Source organism: Pseudomonas sp. NA-150, assembly GCF_044336365.1.
GTDB lineage: Bacteria > Pseudomonadota > Gammaproteobacteria > Pseudomonadales > Pseudomonadaceae > Aquipseudomonas.
This window is the reverse complement of record NZ_CP172305.1, coordinates 3000760-3019697: the sequence shown is the minus strand read 5'-3', so window position 1 is coordinate 3019697 and position 18938 is coordinate 3000760. Positions and strand designations below refer to the sequence as shown.

Below are 18938 nucleotides of genomic sequence, written 5' to 3'. Positions count from 1 at the left end.
GCGCCCTCCTGGGCTGAATCAGTGGTTGGCTGCGTCGATGAAGGACAGCGCCTGATACAAGGCACGCACTTTCGGCATGTCCTGTCCGGCGTTGAGTGCCGCCGCCAGTGGCCGGGCGTATATAGCGTCCAGTTCCAGCGGGCGTTTCTCCTCATAGTCGAGGTACATGCTCGGTTTGTAATCCGGCATGGTTTCCGTCGCGGCGAACAAGTGTTCGGCATAGCCCTGTGGCAACTGATAGCCACACGCCAGAGCCCCCTGCACCACTTCCTGCATCAAGGCCTGAATAAACTCGCGACTGTGAACGTTGCTCATCAGTGGCGTGGTACTGGCGCTCAACAGAACAGACAGGCCGTTATAGGGAATGTTCCAGACCAGCTTCTGCCAGCGTGCCTGATGCAGATTCTCCATCGCCTGAGATTCCAGCCCGGCCTTGCGCAGTAGCCCGGCGCCCTCTTCGGCAATCGCTTTACCCGCTGCCGTATCGACCGCCGAGCCACTGTGGTAGCCAATGTTCACCGCGCCTAACGCCTGGTGAGTAATCACACCAGGAGACTGGCGATGCACGCAGATGAAGCATAAACCACCGAGTAAATGCAGCGAGTCCGGCAGTAGTGGGCGCAGACTGTCTTCGACCTCCAGGCCGTTTTGCAGCAGCAGAACCCTGGCGCCTGGCGCTGCCGCCTGGGCGATCAGCGGCGCCAGATCGGCGTTACTGGTGGTTTTGGTGCCTACCAGCAACCAATCACAGGACGGCATGTCCGCCGCCGAGGCATAGGCTTGCACCGGATTCAACGACAGCGGCCCAAACACCGCGCTGTTGAGCTGCAAACCATGTTGCGACACCGCAGGAAACTCACTGCGCAGCAAAAAATGCACGTCAAAGCCCGCGCGGGCCAACATCAACCCGTAAAAGCCACCGATCGCGCCGGTGCCGATTATGCCAATACGCGGTTGTTTGTTCTCACTGCCCATTACAACGCTCCTCATGGCAACTCATCAGAATCAAGGCACAACGCTCGCTCCAGCGCGGCGCTGAGCTCAGTCACGGTCAAGCGCGAATGCAGCGCCCCATAAAATTCGCCATCACGCACCACGAACAATGCCGGCAGGTGAAACACCTGATAGCGCTGGACGGCGCCGCCGTTGTTGCCGGCATCGATCCAGCATAAGCGAGCGATCGGCAACTCCACGCCCGGCAATTCGCGCCGCGCCCAGCGACAACTGGAACAGCCGACGCTGGTAAAAATCACCAGCGAGGTGCCCGGCAACTCCAGCAGGCGATGATCTATATCGAAATCCGTCAGTTCCAGCTCGTTCACACAACATGCCCCGAAGTTTGGCTGCACACTATCCATCGCGGCGGGGTGACTGGCAAATCTGAGTGAAAGAAGACTCAATCTCGTTGTACAGGCTGCGCAGGAGCAGGCTCGCCCGCGAGCGGCTGCAAAGCAGTCGTTACTGGGTTTGCTGCAAAGGTCCGAAGGTCCTACGGCCCTTATCGCAGGCAAGCCAGCGCCTACAACCGCCAAGCAGCCACAAATTCACCAGAAGAAGCAGCTTTCAGGTCGGTTCACCCGTGTTTGCCCATTGTCGAACAACGGTCTAACGCGCTAAGGTTCTTCCCCCGCTGCGCTCAATCATGCTGGGCTCCGCCGCACGGGGATCGTTGGCGGCCAGCACCCGTGACCTGATGAGTAACACGATGGCTGATTTACCGATTGACGACCTCAACGTTTCTTCCAACGAGACTCTGATCACGCCGGATCAGCTCAAGCGCGAAATCCCCTTCACCGACGCTGCCCTGCACACGGTGACCAAGGGCCGCGAAGTGATCCGCAATATTCTCGACGGCAAGGATCATCGCCTGTTTATCGTGATCGGGCCGTGCTCGATCCATGACATCAAGGCTGCCCACGAATACGCCAAACGCCTCAAGGCGCTGGCTGCCGAAGTGTCCGACACCCTGTACCTGGTGATGCGGGTCTACTTTGAGAAGCCACGGACCACCGTCGGCTGGAAAGGCCTGATCAACGACCCGTACCTGGACGACTCGTTCAAGATCCAGGACGGTTTGCACATCGGCCGCCAATTGCTGCTGGACCTGGCCGAGATGGGCCTGCCGACCGCTACCGAAGCCCTTGACCCGATCTCCCCGCAGTATCTGCAGGACCTGATCAGCTGGTCGGCCATCGGCGCGCGCACCACCGAATCCCAGACTCACCGCGAAATGGCTTCCGGCCTTTCTTCGGCCGTTGGCTTCAAGAACGGTACTGACGGCGGCCTGACCGTAGCGATCAATGCGCTGCAGTCGGTGTCCAGCCCGCATCGCTTCCTCGGCATCAACCAGGAAGGCGGCGTGTCCATCGTCACCACCAAAGGCAACGCCTACGGTCACGTGGTGCTACGCGGTGGCAACGGCAAGCCGAACTACGATTCGGTCAGCGTCGCCTTGTGCGAGCAGGCACTGAACAAGGCGGGCATTCGTCCGAACATCATGGTCGACTGCAGCCACGCCAACTCCAACAAGGATCCAGCCCTGCAGCCGCTAGTGATGGAAAACGTTGCCAACCAGATCCTCGAAGGCAACCAGTCGATCATCGGCCTGATGGTCGAAAGCCACCTGAACTGGGGCGCTCAGTCGATTCCAAAAGACCTCGCCGACCTCCAGTACGGCGTGTCCATCACCGATGCCTGCATCGATTGGGAAAGCACCGAGAAAACCTTGCGCGGCATGCACGCCAAGCTCAAGGATGTATTGCCCAAGCGTCAACGCGGCTGATTGCAGCGCAAACAAAAACGCCGAGCTTAAGCTCGGCGTTTTTCGTTGTGGCTCAGGTGCGGGAAGCGGCGCTTGAATCAGATTTTCGCCATGTGTCGCTGGTGGCGCTCCATGTAGCGCTCAACATAGGAGCACGATGGAATCACCGTGTAGCCCATGCTGTCGGCGTAGGCAAGCGCTTGCTCGGTCAATGCGGCCGCAATACCTCGGCCTCGCAACGCGTTGGGCACGAAGGTCCGATAGATATCCAGCGTTTGTTTACCCAGATCCATATAGGTCAGGTAAGCACGATGACCGTCCACATTGGTCTCGAATTGATGACCAGCCTGGTCATGGTGGATGGACAACGCCTCGCTCATCACTACTCCTCGCGGGTCTTGAAATTAGACCCCTACCTTACCGATGTTTTTCCGGCGAAGGAACCTCTACGCCACCCCGTGCCTGTTTGGACAACGAGAACAGCATTGCTACTCTCCGACACACGAGCACCTGCAAATAGTAGGCGTCATTGCCGTATTTGCTCAAGCAGCTTGCAAGGGGGACGGAAAAAAGTCCGAGTGCGCATCTCGAACCGTCACAATAGAACGAGACTCTCTGACACTTGAACAGCACTATTGCCGGATGCTGTGGTTGAGACGAGTTCGCAATGGAAAAGTCACCTCCGTTGCGTAAAAAGGCAGCTGGGTGCCGGACACGGAACAGTGAAAAATCCTGACATTCATTATACTTCGCTGCAAATCGGCTATTCTTTTCTATCGTCGGTCAAGGGCGTGCTTGAGCCTTGTCCAGACAACGAGCGGTGCCGGTAAGTTCATCCGGCCTCGTTGGATACTTTTTATACAAAAAGCATGAGAAGTTGTGCGGAAGACTTTCAAATGGAAGAAATTTGCCTGGTTCTTGCGCTTCGTCCGTTTACTTACTACAAACAATGGGTAGTATGTACGCCGGTCATTTTCTCACTCTCGAGAGATGACTATCTTTAGAAAGTCCTTTAAGGGGAACACGATGAACAACGTTCTGAAATTCTCTGCTCTGGCGCTGGCCGCAGTTCTGGCCACCGGTTGCAGCAGCCAATCCAAAGAAACCGAAGCTCGTCTGACTGCTACCGAAGACGCAGCCGCTCGTGCACAAGCACGTGCTGATGAAGCCTACCGTAAGGCTGATGAAGCTCTGGCTGCTGCTCAAAAAGCTCAGCAAACTGCTGACGAAGCCAACGAGCGCGCTCTGCGTATGTTGGACAAGGCAAGCCGCAAGTAATAGTCTTTCGAGACTGTTAAAAAAGCCGATCCAGGTTCTGGGTCGGCTTTTTTTTGCCCGCACTTTCTCGCGGGCAAAAAAAACCCGCCGATCCTGCCCTGAGACTCAGGGTCAGACCGACGGGTCCTTTCAGCGCGCGTTACTGCATGTCAGTGGGCGCTGAAGTGCTCGAACTGACCGCCGCACCGCCCTCGACCGCAATTTGCACTGGCATGCCATCTTCGGCAGCCACCACATCACGCACCACGTCCCAGTTCATGTGCAGGTTGTTGCCCAGGTCCTGACGTTTGAGCAAGGCGTTGATCACTGCAGTGTGCTTGTCAACCACCGACGGGTTGCCGTTCTCGTCCAGCGGCGCGTGAGCTTCGAGGTAGACGTTGCCGCCACTGACGCCCAGCTTGTACGGCTCGTTCATGATCCGTACCGAGGTGCCGACGGGCACGATACCGGCCAGTTCCAGCACGTTGTTGTTGTACAAACGGAAGCAACCGTGGCTGGTGCGCATGCCGATACCGAACTTCTTGTTCGAACCATGGATCAGGTAGCCCGGCAAACCCAGCGTGAACTTGAAAGGCCCCAGCGGATTGTCCGGACCTGCCGGTACCACGTTGGGCAACGGATCATTGTCAGCGGCATGTTCGGCCTTGATCGAGGCAGGTGGTGTCCAGGTCGGGTTCGGGATCTTGCCGGTTACCTTGGTGGTGGACACTGGCGAACCCCAGCCTTCACGGCCGATGCCCAACGGGTAGGTGTACACCACGTTCTGGCCTTTCGGGTAGTAGTACAGGCGGTATTCAGCCAGGTTGATCACGATGCCTTCGCGCGGGCCCGGCGGCAGCACGAAACGGGTCGGCAATACGATCTGGGTGCCAGCGCCCGGCAGCCACGGGTCGACACCCGGGTTGGCCGCGATCATCTCCAGATAGCCCAGGTCGTACTGGGTACCCAAGTCAGCGAAGGTGTCTTCGTATTTGGCGGTGATGGTCTGCACCTGACCGACGATGTCTTCGCCGGCAGGAGGCAACGGAAATTCTAAAGCAGCTGCAGGGCCCGCCGCACAAAGCGTAGCAAGCGACAGGCAGAGGGCGACGGCGGGAAAGCGCGACAGCATCCGGGGAATCCTTGGTATAAGCGACGGGAACAGAATTCTCGAATTGTACACTGAGCCCCATGAAATCGGGAGGTCGCTAACGATTTACTGGCTGAAACGCAGTTCCGGCCAGATCGGACGCGTCCCGCGCTTTTGCGCTTCAAGAATCGCCCGACAGAAGGAACACAGGCGCTCGTCGCGCAAACTGGTCGGATTTACCTCCAGCCAGCGCGGCTGGGCCGGGAGCAAGGTGCCACATAAAGTCCGATCAATGGTGCCGCCCAGCTCCAGCTGACGCGCAATCAGGTGCACCCGCTCTTCCTGGCAAGCGAACAGGTCAAGCTGCTCATCGGGCTCGATCAGTTGATAGGCAAACAGGGACCAGGCAGGACGCGGCATCAGGGGCTCCAAATCGGGGCGCCACATTAGCCCAAAGCACGCGACTAGAAAAGCCTCAAAGCAGCGGTTTTAGCGTCGGCCAGACGTTTTCCAGCAACTTGTCCTGAGCCCCCGCCGCCGGATGCAGACCATCGGACTGCATCAGCTCAGGATGGCCGCCGACGCCTTCGAGAAAAAACGGTACCAGCGCGACCTGTTTTTGTGCTGCCAGAAAGTCATACACACCGCTGAACGCCTTGTTGTAGCGCTCGCCATAATTGGGCGGCAGGCGCATGCCCAACAGCAGCACCTTGGCACCGGCAGCCCGGGAGTTGTCGATCATCGACGAAAGATTTTGTTGCATTTGCGTCAGCTGCTGCCCGCGCAGGCCATCGTTGCCGCCCAATTCAAGCACCACCAACTGTGGTTTATGCTCTGCAAGCAGCGCCGGCAGCCGCGCCTGGCCTCCGGCGCTGGTGTCACCGCTGATCGACGCATTGACCACCTTGTCGGCAAAACCCTCCTGCTTCAGACGCTGCTCCAGCAACGATACCCACCCCAGACGGGTATCCAGCCCGAAACCCGCGCTGATACTATCCCCGACGATCAACACCGTGCCTGCCGCCGCTTCTTGCGACAGCAACAACAAGCCCAGGCCAGCACTCAAAAGCCATGCACGCATTGGATTCTCCATGAGCGAAAGTATTCTCAGTGCTCAAAAGCTTAGCAAAGTAGTGCCCAGTACCGAAGGTGATCTGATCATCCTTCACGAACTGTCCCTTGAATTGAACAAAGGCGACAGCCTGGCCATCGTCGGCGCCTCGGGATCGGGCAAGTCCACCCTCCTCGGCCTGCTCGCCGGCCTCGACCTGCCCAGCTCCGGCGCGGTGACCCTGGCCGGACGCAACCTCAGCGACCTCGACGAAGACCAGCGCGCGCGGATTCGCGCCGAACACGTTGGTTTTGTGTTCCAGTCCTTCCAGTTGCTCGACAGCCTCAACGCGCTGGAAAACGTCATGCTGCCCATGGAACTGGAAGGCCGCAAAGACGCCCGCGCGCGGGCCAAGGTGCTGCTGGAACGGGTTGGCCTCGGCCAGCGCCTGACCCACACCCCACGGCAACTCTCCGGTGGCGAACAACAACGGGTGGCGATCGCTCGCGCGTTTGCCGCTGATCCCGACGTGCTGTTTGCCGATGAGCCCACCGGCAACCTCGACAGCCACACCGGAGAACGCATCAGCGACCTGTTGTTCGAGCTGAACAAGGAACAACACACGACACTGGTGCTGGTTACCCACGATGAACGCCTGGCCCATCGCTGCCGGCGCCTGATCCGTCTCGACGGTGGCCACCTGGTCGCCCCGCTGGAGCCTTGATGGCACGCCTGCCGTTTTCTCGCCTGCTGAGCCTCGCCACCCGCCAACTGCTGCGCGACGCTCGCGCGGGCGAGTTGCGGGTGTTGTTCTTCGCCCTGCTGATCGCCGTCGCCACCAGCACCGCCATCGGCTATTTCGGTGCGCGACTCAATGGCGCCATGCTGCTGCGTGCCACCGAGTTTCTCGGTGCCGACCTGATCCTCGAAGGCACCAGCCCTGCCCGGCCCGAGCAGATTGACGCCGGGATCTCACGCCAGCTCGATCATGCGCAGGTGACCGAGTTCTCCAGCGTGATCGCCACCGACACCGGCATACAGCTGGCCAGCGTCAAAGCCGTGGATAACGCCTATCCGCTGCGTGGCGAGCTGAAAAGCGCAGCAGCCCCCTATCAGGCCGAGGACACGGGCGGTCGCCCTCAGCCGGGCGAAGCCTGGGCCGAGTCGCGGCTGTTTGCGGCCCTCAACCTCAAGGTCGGTGACAACATCGACGTCGGCAACAAAACCCTGCGCCTGAGTCGGGTGCTGACCTACGAGCCCGACCGCGCCGGCAATTTCTACAGCCTGACGCCCAGGGTCATGATCAACCTCACTGACCTCGCGGCCACCGGCGTGGTGCAGCCCGGCAGCCGGGTCAACTATCGCGAGCTGTGGCGCGGCACGCCTGAGTCGCTGGAAAGCTATCGCCAACTGATAAGCGCCACACTGGCCGCCAACCAGCGGTTGCAAGACTCCCGCGACGGCAACCGGCAGATTGGCGGCGCCTTGGGCAAGGCCGAGCGTTACTTGAACATGGCCAGCCTGGTCGCGGTGCTGTTGTCCGGGGTGGCCGTGGCGCTGTCGGCGGCTCGTTTCGCCGTGCGCCGCTTCGACGCCAGTGCCTTGTTGCGTTGCCTGGGTCTGTCGCGCAATGAAGCGTTGCTGCTGTTCAGCCTGCAACTGGCGATATTGGGGTTGTTGGCCAGCCTCAGCGGCGCGCTGCTGGGCTGGTTCGCGCAGCTGGGCCTGTTCGCCCTGCTGCACAATCTGCTGCCCGCTGCGGTACCGCCGGGCGGCGTGCTGCCGGCATTGGCGGGAATCGGCACCGGTCTGGTGGCCCTCGCCGGTTTCGGCCTGCCACCGCTGGCGGCGCTGGGGCGCGTGCCTCCGTTGCGCGTGCTGCGCCGCGACATGCTGCCGATTCCTGCGAGTTCATGGTTGATCTACGGCGCCGCCTTGCTGGCGCTGGGCCTGATCATGTGGCGCCTGAGCCTCGACCTGATCCTCACCTTCGCTCTGCTCGGCGGTGGCGTGATCGCCGCCGTGCTGCTCGGTGGCCTGCTGCTGCTGGCGCTGCAAAGCCTGAGACGCCTGTTGGCTGGCGCAAAACTGCCGTGGCGACTGGGCCTGGGTCAGCTGTTACGTCATCCGCTGGCGGCAGCAGGACAATCCCTGGCGTTCGGCCTGATCCTGTTGTCCATGGGGTTGATCGCCCTGTTGCGCGGCGAACTGTTGGACACCTGGCAAAACCAGCTGCCCAAGGACGCGCCCAATTATTTTGTGCTCAACATCCTGCCCAACGACAAAGACGGCTTCCGCGAGCGCGTCGCCAGTCTGTCGACCCATGCCTCGCCGCTGTACCCAATCGTGCCGGGACGCCTGATCAGCATCAATGGCAGCCCCGTCAGCAGCGTGGTGACCAAGGACTCGCGAGGCGAAAACGCCACCGAGCGCGACCTCAGCCTGACCTGGGCCGACGACCTCCCGCAAGGCAACCATGTGGTCGCCGGTCAATGGTGGAGTGCCAGCTCGGAATCCAGCACCGGGCAAATCCCCGGTGTGTCGGTGGAATCAAAACTGGCGCAAAGCCTCAAGCTCAAGCTGGGCGATCACATGAACTTCGTGATCGGCGGGGAAAACCGCGAAGTGCAGGTCACCAGCTTGCGCGACGTCAGCTGGGATAACTTCCAGCCGAACTTTTTCATGATCTTCCAGCCCGGCACCCTCAAGGACCTGCCCGTCACTTACCTGACCAGTTTCTACCTCGCGCCGGGCAATGATCAGCAAATCGTCGAACTGTCCCGCGCCTTTCCGGCGGTGACCATCCTTCAGGTCGAAGCCCTGCTCGAACAATTGCGCAGCATCCTCGCCCAAGTGACGATTGCCGTGGAATACGTGTTGTTGTTTGTACTCGCGGCCGGTTTGTCGGTGTTGTTCTCAGGCATGCAAGCGACGCTCGATGAGCGAATCCGCCAAGGTGCATTGCTGCGTGCGCTGGGTGCGGAACGAGCACTGCTGGTCAAGGCCCGGCGTATCGAATTCGGCCTGCTGGGCGCTGCCAGTGGCGTGCTGGCGGCACTCGGCTGCGAGCTGGTGAGCTTCGCCCTGTACCGCTACGCCTTCGACCTGCAATGGCATCCGCACGCCTGGCTGCTGCTGTTGCCGGTGATCGGCGCCCTGTTGATTGGCGGTGCCGGTGTGTTCGGCACCCGGCGCGCGCTGAACATCAGCCCGCTGACGGTGTTGCGCGACGGCTGATGGAGAAACCACACCCTGTAGGGATGCGTGTCGGCGTCTTCAGGCAAGATTGCTCACATCTGTGGGGATTCTATGTTCTCAGGCAATTCACAGTACCCCTGTAGGAGCTGCCGAAGGCTGCGATCGACTGCGAAGCAGTCGTGCTCTCAAAATGGCTGAAGGTCCTTCGGACCTTATCGCAGCCTTCGGCAGCTCCTACAGGGGTACTGTGGCAAGCCTGCGAATGGAACGCCGCGGGAATCACGAGAACCCTCTACTTCGGGTACTCGATTTCGTTGACCCACCACAACACTTCACCCGTCGGGGTGTGCACCAGCACCTCGTCGCCCACTTCCTTCTTCAGCAACGCACGGGCCATGGGTGAGTCGATGGAAATGTAATCCATGCGCCCATAAATCTCGTCATAACCAACGATACGAAAGCGCTTGGTCTCACCGGCCTCGTTCTCGATGTCCACCCAGGCACCGAAAAACACCCGGCCTTCCTGCTCCGGCGAATACGCCACCACGCGCATGTCTTCCAGACGCTTGCGCAGATAGCGGATGCGCCGATCGATCTCGCGCAGCAGTTTCTTGTTGTACTGGTAATCGGCATTCTCACTGCGATCGCCGAGGGACGCGGCCCAGGCGACTTTCTGCGTAATGTCCGGGCGGTGCTCACGCCACAGGTAGTCGAGCTCCTGCTTCAGCGTCTCATGACCTTCCGTTGTGATGATTTTCGTGCTCAGTTCTTTCATTGCCTTCTTCGCGGATCATCCTTACCAGCGCAAGACAGTAGCAAAGCTGCGATCAAAAAAGGCGACCGACCCGCAACAAACAAAAAAGCTGCAGCATGAGGACATGCTGCAGCTGTGATTTGAAACGCATACTCAACCATCTTTTAGCCGTTGCTGATGGTTTCGCCTTGGATCAGGTACGCCAGGTTGTGCTCAACGCCCTTGCTGTCGAGGTAGACCAAATGCGCCGACACGACGCCTTGGGCGGTTGGATCATCGACGCTGTCTTTGACGACCTTGGCGATGTCCAGATGCTGGGAATAGTGGTAATGCTCATCGGGCAGGTTTTGCTGTGCCACGTTGACGTTTTCGCCAGCCGACGCGTACATGGCGGTCATGGATAACGCTGCAAAGATCATATATTTCATAAGTTTCTCCAATTCATACAAGGGACAAGATTCGTGGTAAGGCGGTGAATGCCTTGGGCTTGACCGCCACTTTAGGCGTCACCCCGCTATTCCAAAAACAGTCCTTGCTGATAAAAGAGATCAGGGAAATTGATAATGATAGGAGCCTATTAATTTCCCCTGCATCACGGCCATCCGAGGTTCGGCTACCGACTACCCGCGTAAGCGAAAGCTGCCAGGGCTCTCGCCCGTCCATTGTTTGAAGGCCCGATGGAATGCGCTAGGCTCGCGAAAACCGACCTCTTGCGCGATTTCAGCGATGCTCAACTGACTGCTGCGCAGCCGTTCGAAGGCAATCGTCTGGCGTACTTCGTCCTTGATTTCCTGGAAGGAGAAGCCCTCGCGTTGCAGCGCCCGGCGCAGGCTGGCGAGGGTCATGTCGAACTCAACAGCCAATTGCTCCAGGGTCGGCCAGTGATCATAGCCACAGGTTTTCAGGCGCTGGTGCACCCTGGCGCTGAAGCCGCCACGATTACGAAATCGAATGAACACCGACTGCGGCGCATCGCGTAGAAAGCTGTAGAGCGACTTGCGGTCCTGAATCACCGGCAGGCGCATGTACGCCTTGTCGATTTCAATTTCCGTCACCGCCGCGTTGAACTCGACGTAGGCGCCCCATAGCAAGTGCTCATCACCATGGGCCGGTTGCCCGTGGGCAAAACGCGCGCGGCTGATGGGAATTCGTCGCCCCGCCAGCCAACACATCAAGCCAATGATCAAAATCAGAAAGGTCTCGGTGACCACGCTGCGCAGTTGCTCATCCTCGGCGGCGCTGTGCATCACCACCACCACGCGCTTGCCGCGCACCTGCACCTCGCTGCGGATGTCGCGCAGGAACAGCCCGAAATATTCCAGCGACAAGCCCAACGCCTTGCCCACGGTTGGCGCCTGGATCAGGCCTCGGCAGATCAAGGCGAAACTGCCAATCGGCATGCGATGGGAGTCAAAGCCAAAAAACTCGTCGTCCAGTTCCTTGATCACCGCCAGCCACAGGTTGGCCAATAACTTGGGGGGAACGCGTTCCTCTAGCGCCTCCAGCGTCGACACCGTAAAGCCGGACGCCCGCAGCAGACGGGCAATCTGCTGCGGATCGTCGAAGCGGTAGAGCAAGGCGTTGACGAAGTAGGACGACACCGAATGTTTTTCTTTCATGAATTCCGCAAACGCATATGGCAAAAAAGAGCAATTTTAGTGAGCAGTTTCGGCATAGGCCCACGGCAGGCCCGACCAGTAGACTGACGACATTCAACTGACTCGTCACAATAACAAGGACTCACCATGAGCACCCCCGAAGTTTTTATCGTCAGCGCCGCCCGTACTGCCATTGGCACTTTTGGCGGCAGCCTCAAAGACGCCGACTTGACTGACCTCGCAACCACTGCGGTCAAGGCAGCCCTGGAGCGCAGTGGCGTCGATCCGGCGCAGGTTGGGCATGTGGTGATGGGCAACGTCATTCCGACCGACACCAAGGATGCCTACCTCGGCCGCGTTGCCGCAATGAACGCTGGCATCCCCAAGGAAACCCCGGCGTATAACGTCAACCGCCTGTGCGGATCGGGTCTGCAGGCGATCATCTCTGCCGCGCAAACCCTGTTGCTGGGCGATGCCGAGGTGGCGATCGGCGCCGGTGCCGAGTCTATGAGTCGCGGCCCGTACCTGCTGCCAGCCGCCCGCTGGGGCGCGCGAATGGGCAATACCCAGGCCCTCGACTACATGCTTGGCATCCTGCACGACCCCTTCCACGGCATCCACATGGGCATCACCGCCGAGAACATTGCCGAGCGCAACGGCATCACCCGGGCGATGCAGGATGCCCTGGCCCTGGAAGACCAGATTCGTGCGACCCGCGCCATTGAAGAAGGCCGGTTCATCGAGCAGATCGCCGCAGTCGAAGTGCGCACGCGTAAAGGCACGCAACTGTTCAACGTCGACGAGCACCCGCGCGCGACATCGCTGGAACAACTGGCACACATGAAGCCAGCGTTCAAGAAGGACGGCACGGTCACCGCCGGTAACGCCTCGGGCCTGAACGATGGCGCAGCAGCGCTGGTACTTGCCACGGGTGCCGCAGTCAAAGCCAATAACCTGCGCCCGCTCGCACGCCTGGTCGCTTACGCCCACGCCGGCGTGGAGCCTGAACTGATGGGCCTGGGCCCGATTCCGGCCACCCGCCTGGCGCTCAAGCGTGCCGGCCTGACCGTCGCCGACATGGACGTGATCGAAGCCAACGTTGCCTTCGCGGCCCAGGCCTGTGCCGTGAGTCAGGAGCTGGATCTGGACCCGGCCAAAGTCAATCCCAACGGTTCGGGCATTGCTCTCGGTCACCCGGTCGGCGCGACCGGCGCGATTATCGCCACCAAAGCCGTGCACGAGTTGCACCGGATCAACGGCCGTTATGCCCTGGTGACCATGTGCATTGGCGGCGGCCAAGGTATTGCCGCCATTTTCGAACGCGCTTAAGGACTTCCCATGAGCATCAAACACATCGCCGTAATCGGCGCCGGGACCATGGGCAATGGCATTGCCCAGGTCTGCGCGTTGGCCGGGATCGACGTTCAATTGATCGACATTTCCGACCAGGCCCTGGAAAAAGGCCTGGCGACCCTCACCGGCAACCTGGAACGCCAGGTGCGCAAAGAGCAGATCGCCGAACAGGACAAAACCAGCGCCCTCGGTCGAATCTCGCTGAGCACCGACTACGCCACGCTGGCGCAGGTCGAGATGGTGATCGAAGCCGCCACCGAAAACCTGGAGCTGAAGAAACGCATTCTGCAAAACATCGACGCTGTGGTGCGCCCTGACTGCATCATCGCCACCAACACCTCGTCGCTGTCCATTACCGAACTGGCGGCCGTGGTCAAACAGCCCGAGCGCTTTATCGGCGTGCACTTCTTCAACCCGGTGCCGATGATGGCGCTGGTGGAAGTCATCCGTGGTTTGCAGACCGCAGACACCACCCACGCGGCCGCCGTGGCATTGGCAGAGCAGGTCGGTAAAAGCCCGGTCACTGCGCGCAACAGCCCTGGTTTCGTGGTCAACCGTATCCTCTGCCCGATGATCAACGAGGCCATTTTTGCCTTGCAGGAAGGCCTGGCCACAGCCAAGGACATCGACACCGGCATGCGCCTGGGCTGCAACCACCCCATCGGCCCGTTGGCCTTGGCCGACCTGATCGGCCTGGACACCCTGTTGGCGATCATGGAGAGCTTCCAGAACGGCTTCGACGATCCAAAATATCGGCCGGCGCAGTTATTGAAAGAGATGGTCGCCGCCGGTTACCTCGGGCGTAAAAGCGGGCGCGGTTTTTACACCTACAGCTAGACGTCCGCGATCAAGCGAATCAACCGCGAGTAATCAGCCCCTGACGTGCAATGCGCGTCAGGTGCCTGATAAATTCCTCAGCTTTTTCGGCTCCCGGCGATTGCACCACCGCCAGGTCGAAACGATCGTTGGCAAAGCTCGACAGCGACTGGTGATGGTCGATGAACTCGATCAGAAACGCGCCAGGCTTGCCATTACGCCGGGGCCAACCATCGAGGTAGCGCAGCAATGTCGGCTGATGCGAACCGCCGAGCAAAATACGCGGGTTGCGGTGAGTCAGGGGTGAGGTGAAGGGTGACAGGCGAATCAGGGGACGCGAACAGCTCATGGTGTTTTGTCTCAGCCTCAGAAATCCCGCTGGGCAGCGGTGAGAGGCAACACCGAACCAGCGCTTTAGCGGTATTTAGAAGCCTGATAAAGACTTCAATGGGCGGACATTCATCCTCACCCTGCGCCCCGCAAGTAGCTGTTTTAAATCGGCGCATGAGCGGCATCCTAGAGAAACCGCCGGCTAACTGTCAACCTGTGTAAACAACAAAGCCCGCACAAAGGCGGGCCTTGTTGATCGCCGTCAGCGTTAATCGCCGATGGCGCGATCCAGCGACAACCGCCCCGGACCTTCAATCAGTACCGCGATCAAACCGCCCAACAACGCCAGAGCGAACTCCATACCGTTATTGGCCATGAACAGGCCGTTGTGGATGTGCACCGAGAAGATCGCCACTAACGTCATGAAGATCAGCGCCACCGCTGCCGGACGTGCCAGCAGACCGATGATCAACGCCACGCCACCGAAGAACTCGGCGCCACCGGCCAGCGAGGCCATCATGTACCCCGGTGTCAGCCCCAGACTCTCCATGTACTGTGCAGTGCCGGCCAGGCCGTAGCCGCCAAACAGACCAAACAACTTCTGCCCGCCATGGGCAACGAAAACGATGCCCACGATAATCCGCAAAACAGTCAGGCCGAATCCGGCGCGGGTGGCAAAAACAGTTTTGATCAGTGAGCTCATCGCGTTCATTCCTTTGGAGGACTTAGTCTGTTGGTCACTATCTTAATCAAAATAACTTATTAGAAAATCGCAAATTCAGGGATATACCAATCGATTAAATTGATTTTTTCCGAGGCACGACTTTCTGCTTCCTGGCGTCCGCAGGTTGGGTCTCCAAAGATCCCCGCTCACGGTCGAACGCCAAGTAGTACTTGTTGACACTGTTAACATAGCTGACAACACCTATTCCGGCCTGCTCCATGGCAATCCGTTCAACCTGGAAGAACCACTGGTTGGGATTCAAGCCACGTCGTTTCGCCTCGGCGCGCATGCCCTCGACCCGCTCCGGTCCGAGGTTGTAGGCGGCCAGGACAAAGGCCATGCGCTCCCGTTCGTTGACCTTGGAACTGGAGAAGAACTTGCGCCGGATCATCGTCAGGTATTTCGCTCCGGCCTGCACGTTGCCGTCCACATTCTGGATATTTTCGACTCCGACCCGCTGCGCCGCCGAGGGCGTGATCTGCAGCAAACCGGTGGCCCCGCCACCTCCGCGCACGCCGGGGTTCAGCGCTGACTCTTTGAACGCCAGCGCCGCCAGGTCCAGCCAGTCCATGCCCTGCTCGCTGGCGTTGCGCTGCAACACCGGGCGCAGTTTTTCCAGACGCTGGCGATCCTCGCGGGCCAGCGGATAGTGAACCTGGTAGAGGTTGCCATAAGCGCGCCCAAAGGCCGAATCCTGGTTGGAGGGCGCGCGATAGGTCTTGAGGAAGTTATCGACACTGGCCCGCAGCATCGTCGCGTCCTTACGCACATACCAATTCATGTCGCCGCTGTTGCTCAGGACCAGGCCCCGGTCGACCCGTAGCTTGGGCATGATCTTCGCCCAGCGTTCGGCAATTGGCTGCTCAACTACTGTCAGGTGGTAGATGCCACCCTGGATCATCTCCAGCACGTCCTCGATCGCGAGGCTGGGGTCGACCCACTCGATCTTGATCGGTGGCAGTTTGCGCAGCGCCAGTTTCTGGTTGAGTTGGTGCACCGCATCGTCGGCGGCGCTGCCCATGGCCAGGGTCAGCGTCTTGCCTGACAACTGCTCGACATGCTTGAAACCGTGCTCGCCCTTGATCCCGACCACGATCAGCGGCACATGGCTGACCACTGGCTCACTGGCTTCGACCCCATGCGCGGCACTGGTGTCCAGCAGTTCACCGGGCGCCACCAGATCACCCTCGCCGCGCTGCAAGGCGCCGAGCAGTTGATCCTTGGCCTTAGGAATGATTTTCAGGGTCAGTTGCTGACCATCGCGCGAGTGCCCGTTAAGGTACTGTTCAAACGCGCGCAAGCGGTGGTATTCCACACCGATGGATTCACCCTGAACTTCACCGGAACTGTTGCGGCTCTGGTTGACCAGCACCCGCAGTACCTTGCTGCTGCGGATGGCCGCGAGGTCGCGGACCTGGCTTTTTTTCACCACCACCGGCGGCCCGGTCAGTCGCGCAGCCGCAGGTAATGGCGCAAGCGCAAGCAAGCAAAGAACCATTGCTATCGTGGGTCGCGTCATCCGCTCTCCAAAGGATGCGGGCCCAAAAGTGGCCGCAAAAAAGTCGAAGCTTTGTCTGCGATACGCCGCAAAAGTTCGCCGCAGTGCAGAAAAGACTTCAACATCACCTTATAACCAGCTGTATTAGCTGGATTTTTTTATATCGGCCAAGCTCTGATATTCTTCTCGGCCTTAGGCCTGAGGTAGCACCATGCAACTCATCGACATCGGCGTCAACCTGACCAACACCAGCTTCGACAATAAACACCAGGCCGTCCTCGACCGCGCGTATCAAGCCGGGGTTTGCCAACTGGTGCTGACCGGCACCCATGTCGAGAGCAGCGAACAGGCCCTAGACCTGTGTCAGCAACTGGATGAGAGCGGGCAGCGGCTGTTCTCCACCGCCGGGATTCACCCCCATGCCGCCAGTGACTGGCGCGCGGACAGCGAACGCCAATTGCGTGCGTTGCTGACTCAACCACGGGTCAAGGCCGTCGGCGAATGCGGGCTGGATTTCAACCGCGACTTCTCCCCTCGCCCCCAACAGGAAAAAGTCCTGGAACAGCACCTGGCCCTGGCCGTGGAACTGCAACTGCCGGTGTTCCTCCACGAGCGCGATGCCAGTCAGCGGCTGCTGGAGATCCTCCGCGACTACCGCGACCACCTGCCCGCCGCCGTGGTGCACTGCTTTACCGGCGAGCAACGCGCGCTGTTCGACTACCTTGACCTGGACCTGCACATCGGCATCACCGGCTGGATCTGCGACGAACGCCGAGGCACGCACCTGCACCCGCTGGTCAAGGACATCCCGCGCGGTCGCCTGATGCTGGAAAGCGACGCACCGTATTTACTGCCCCGCAGCCTGCGACCGAAACCGAAAAATGGCCGCAATGAGCCGGCGTATTTGCCTGAGGTGTTGCGTGAGGTGGCATTGCATCGAGGCGAAACACTGGAGGATGTGGCGGCGCACACCACTGCCTGCGCCCGGACGTTTTATGGTTTGCCGATCATCGTTGCTGACCGACCGTGCCCTTCTGCAAGTCCTCGGGTAACACACATGCCCCTGTAGGAGCTGCCGTAGGCTGCGTTTAACCGCCATCGAGAAGGTCGTTCCGACCTTATCGCAGCCTTCGGCAGCTCCTACAGTGGATTTGTGTCTGGAACACGCACTGAGGCGGTGCGGCTGGCTTATATCGCCTATGGCACCGATAGTCAGGCTTGATTCGCCGCCTTCGGTGCCAGCGCCTATCCTTCAAAAATAATGAATTAACAGCTTGAAGAGGACAGCGACATGGCCAAACGACTTCCCAACCTCCCCACTTGGCAGTGGCGCGGTTACGCCGACAACCATCGCAACCCGACTAACCTGGTGTTGCATGTGATCGCGGTATCGCTGTTTATCATTGCCGCGTTGCTGATTCTCGATGGCCTGTTCAGCCTGAGTTTTTCATCGATTGCGATTGGCGTGATCGGCCTGATTGCCGCGTTGGGATTTCAACGCCATGGTCATTCTCTGGAAGGACAAGCGCCTGAACCCTTCAGCGACCGCAGCGATGCGATCAGGCGTTTGCTCGTGGAGCAGTTTATTACCTTTCCGCGATTTGTCCTCAGTGGCGGCTGGTGGCGCGCCTGGAAAGAGCGCCATCGCCGCCACTGAGGTGATCAGCCGAAGACGGTCACGGTCTGCCGACTGATGGCGATCAATTCACCACTGGGCGACCACAGCGTGGCAGCGGTATGGCCGTAGCCATCACGCGCATGCTCGATCACTGCGCGATAGGTGCACCAGTCGAGGGTATCCAGCGGTGGTGATGGCTGCACGAACTCGATGGTCCAAGTCAGCGAACTGCCCGGCACCACCTTCTTCAGGTGCGGCAACAACGCCGGTGGCCAGGTATCGACCAATGCCAACAAGTGCGCCTCAGTCATCGGTTGCTGTTCGATCTCGCCACGAAAACGCACATAACCGCCGATTTCCCGCGACGGCGTATTACTGAACGGCAAACCGCCCAAGCCCCAGCGCATGACCATGAACCTCAGGTAATCCGGGGTCATGCCCTTGATGAACGGCAATTCCACGCACGCTTCCAGCGGTTTCAACACCGGTGCCGGATCGGCTTGCACCGAGATCGCCGACTCGCGGGGTGCGCCGAAGCTACCCTGGATCAGGGTCATGACTTGACCGTTTTGCACGGCGCGCCCCAGCACCTGACTGACCGATTTACCTTCGCGCAGTACCTCTACTTCGAAGCTGATCGGCACATCGGGCGCCGCCGGACCAACAAACGTGATTGCCAGCGAGCGCACGGGGCGATCCGTCGGTACCTTGGCGCGCATGGCTTCGAACTGCAACGCAGCCATCAACCCGCCAAAACAGGCACGCCCCTGCGACCAATCTGGGGGAATCACCACCGATAAAGGGTTATCGCGAACCGCGGCGATCAATTCTGAAAAATTCATGCAGACCTCATGTCCATGAAAGCTGGAACAAACTGACTTGAATCTTAC

Annotated in this window: 21 protein-coding genes; 8 read left to right on the top strand and 13 right to left on the bottom strand. The window is 59.7% G+C overall.

The features are described from left to right. Positions 1-18: 18 nt before the first annotated feature. Both ACF0H7_RS14405 and ACF0H7_RS14400 read right to left on the bottom strand, forming a co-directional pair. Positions 19-975 (bottom strand): putative 2-dehydropantoate 2-reductase, encoded by a 957-nt coding sequence (locus ACF0H7_RS14405; protein WP_397453407.1) that lies wholly within the window; start codon positions 973-975, stop codon positions 19-21. 11 nt (positions 976-986) lie between these two features. Then, positions 987-1358 (bottom strand): thioredoxin family protein, encoded by a 372-nt coding sequence (locus tag ACF0H7_RS14400; RefSeq protein WP_397453406.1) that lies wholly within the window; start codon positions 1356-1358, stop codon positions 987-989. A 347-nt stretch (positions 1359-1705) separates the two neighbouring features. On the opposite strand from ACF0H7_RS14400, the gene ACF0H7_RS14395 reads away from it, so the two are divergent. Then, positions 1706-2782, top strand: a complete 1077-nt coding sequence (locus ACF0H7_RS14395) for a 3-deoxy-7-phosphoheptulonate synthase (protein ID WP_397453405.1) — start codon at positions 1706-1708, stop codon at positions 2780-2782. 77 nt (positions 2783-2859) lie between these two features. Here ACF0H7_RS14395 and ACF0H7_RS14390 read toward each other — a convergent pair whose 3' ends face one another. Beyond that, positions 2860-3141 carry a GNAT family N-acetyltransferase gene (locus ACF0H7_RS14390; RefSeq protein ID WP_322169876.1) on the bottom strand — a complete coding sequence of 94 codons (282 nt, stop codon included), beginning with the start codon at positions 3139-3141 and terminating at the stop codon, positions 2860-2862. A 646-nt stretch (positions 3142-3787) separates the two neighbouring features. Between ACF0H7_RS14390 and oprI the strand changes: the two genes are divergently transcribed. Then, positions 3788-4039, top strand: coding sequence for an outer membrane lipoprotei OprI (oprI, locus tag ACF0H7_RS14385; protein WP_397453404.1), 252 nt, complete (start codon positions 3788-3790; stop codon positions 4037-4039). 139 nt (positions 4040-4178) lie between these two features. On the opposite strand, the gene ACF0H7_RS14380 is transcribed toward oprI, so the two are convergent. The 3 genes from ACF0H7_RS14380 to ACF0H7_RS14370 all read right to left on the bottom strand — a co-directional run bounded on the left by ACF0H7_RS14380 (position 4179) and on the right by ACF0H7_RS14370 (position 6189). Then, the gene (locus tag ACF0H7_RS14380) at positions 4179-5150 is read right to left on the bottom strand and encodes a L,D-transpeptidase family protein (RefSeq protein ID WP_397453403.1); all 972 of its coding nucleotides are present in this window, start codon (positions 5148-5150) and stop codon (positions 4179-4181) included. A gap of 84 nt (positions 5151-5234) precedes the next feature. Beyond that, positions 5235-5528 carry a hypothetical protein gene (locus tag ACF0H7_RS14375; protein ID WP_397453402.1) on the bottom strand — a complete coding sequence of 98 codons (294 nt, stop codon included), beginning with the start codon at positions 5526-5528 and terminating at the stop codon, positions 5235-5237. 55 nt (positions 5529-5583) lie between these two features. After that, positions 5584-6189 (bottom strand): arylesterase, encoded by a 606-nt coding sequence (locus ACF0H7_RS14370; RefSeq protein ID WP_397453401.1) that lies wholly within the window; start codon positions 6187-6189, stop codon positions 5584-5586. 10 nt (positions 6190-6199) lie between these two features. Here ACF0H7_RS14370 and ACF0H7_RS14365 point away from each other — a divergent pair, with 10 nt between their 5' ends. After that, entirely contained in the window at positions 6200-6883 is a 684-nt protein-coding gene (locus tag ACF0H7_RS14365; protein WP_397453400.1) for an ABC transporter ATP-binding protein, read from the top strand. Beyond that, a complete protein-coding gene (locus tag ACF0H7_RS14360) occupies positions 6883-9396 on the top strand; it encodes an ABC transporter permease (RefSeq protein ID WP_397453399.1) in 2514 nt (837 codons plus the stop codon). Before ACF0H7_RS14365 ends, ACF0H7_RS14360 begins: the two co-directional genes overlap by 1 nt. A 253-nt stretch (positions 9397-9649) precedes the next feature. On the opposite strand, the gene greB is transcribed toward ACF0H7_RS14360, so the two are convergent. The 3 genes from greB to ACF0H7_RS14345 all read right to left on the bottom strand — a co-directional run bounded on the left by greB (position 9650) and on the right by ACF0H7_RS14345 (position 11730). Beyond that, positions 9650-10123: a transcription elongation factor GreB gene (gene greB, locus ACF0H7_RS14355; protein ID WP_397453895.1), complete on the bottom strand. Its 474-nt coding sequence runs from the start codon at positions 10121-10123 to the stop codon at positions 9650-9652. A 152-nt stretch (positions 10124-10275) separates the two neighbouring features. Beyond that, positions 10276-10539, bottom strand: a complete 264-nt coding sequence (locus ACF0H7_RS14350; protein ID WP_397453398.1) for a DUF2790 domain-containing protein — start codon at positions 10537-10539, stop codon at positions 10276-10278. 192 nt (positions 10540-10731) lie between these two features. Beyond that, a complete protein-coding gene (locus ACF0H7_RS14345; RefSeq protein ID WP_397453397.1) occupies positions 10732-11730 on the bottom strand; it encodes an AraC family transcriptional regulator in 999 nt (332 codons plus the stop codon). Between the two features lie 126 nt (positions 11731-11856). Between ACF0H7_RS14345 and ACF0H7_RS14340 the strand changes: the two genes are divergently transcribed. Together ACF0H7_RS14340 and ACF0H7_RS14335 are read left to right on the top strand one after the other, a co-directional pair. Continuing rightward, positions 11857-13038, top strand: coding sequence for an acetyl-CoA C-acyltransferase family protein (locus ACF0H7_RS14340; protein WP_397453396.1), 1182 nt, complete (start codon positions 11857-11859; stop codon positions 13036-13038). Positions 13039-13047: 9 nt separating this feature from the next. Continuing rightward, positions 13048-13899, top strand: a complete 852-nt coding sequence (locus tag ACF0H7_RS14335; protein WP_397453395.1) for a 3-hydroxybutyryl-CoA dehydrogenase — start codon at positions 13048-13050, stop codon at positions 13897-13899. A gap of 19 nt (positions 13900-13918) precedes the next feature. On the opposite strand, the gene ACF0H7_RS14330 is transcribed toward ACF0H7_RS14335, so the two are convergent. From ACF0H7_RS14330 to ACF0H7_RS14320, 3 genes are all read right to left on the bottom strand, one after another. Continuing rightward, positions 13919-14227, bottom strand: a complete 309-nt coding sequence (locus ACF0H7_RS14330; RefSeq protein WP_397453394.1) for a class I SAM-dependent methyltransferase — start codon at positions 14225-14227, stop codon at positions 13919-13921. Between the two features lie 249 nt (positions 14228-14476). After that, positions 14477-14911 (bottom strand): DoxX family protein, encoded by a 435-nt coding sequence (locus ACF0H7_RS14325; protein WP_397453393.1) that lies wholly within the window; start codon positions 14909-14911, stop codon positions 14477-14479. A gap of 94 nt (positions 14912-15005) precedes the next feature. Continuing rightward, entirely contained in the window at positions 15006-16451 is a 1446-nt protein-coding gene (locus ACF0H7_RS14320; protein ID WP_397453392.1) for a transglycosylase SLT domain-containing protein, read from the bottom strand. Between the two features lie 190 nt (positions 16452-16641). Here ACF0H7_RS14320 and ACF0H7_RS14315 point away from each other — a divergent pair, with 190 nt between their 5' ends. After that, positions 16642-17499 carry a TatD family hydrolase gene (locus ACF0H7_RS14315; protein WP_397453391.1) on the top strand — a complete coding sequence of 286 codons (858 nt, stop codon included), beginning with the start codon at positions 16642-16644 and terminating at the stop codon, positions 17497-17499. A gap of 222 nt (positions 17500-17721) precedes the next feature. Beyond that, positions 17722-18087, top strand: coding sequence for an Mpo1-like protein (locus ACF0H7_RS14310; protein WP_397453390.1), 366 nt, complete (start codon positions 17722-17724; stop codon positions 18085-18087). Positions 18088-18092: 5 nt separating this feature from the next. Here the strand turns inward: ACF0H7_RS14310 and ACF0H7_RS14305 are convergent, their stop codons facing one another. Next, entirely contained in the window at positions 18093-18890 is a 798-nt protein-coding gene (locus tag ACF0H7_RS14305; protein ID WP_397453389.1) for an acyl-CoA thioesterase, read from the bottom strand. Positions 18891-18938 lie beyond the last annotated feature (48 nt).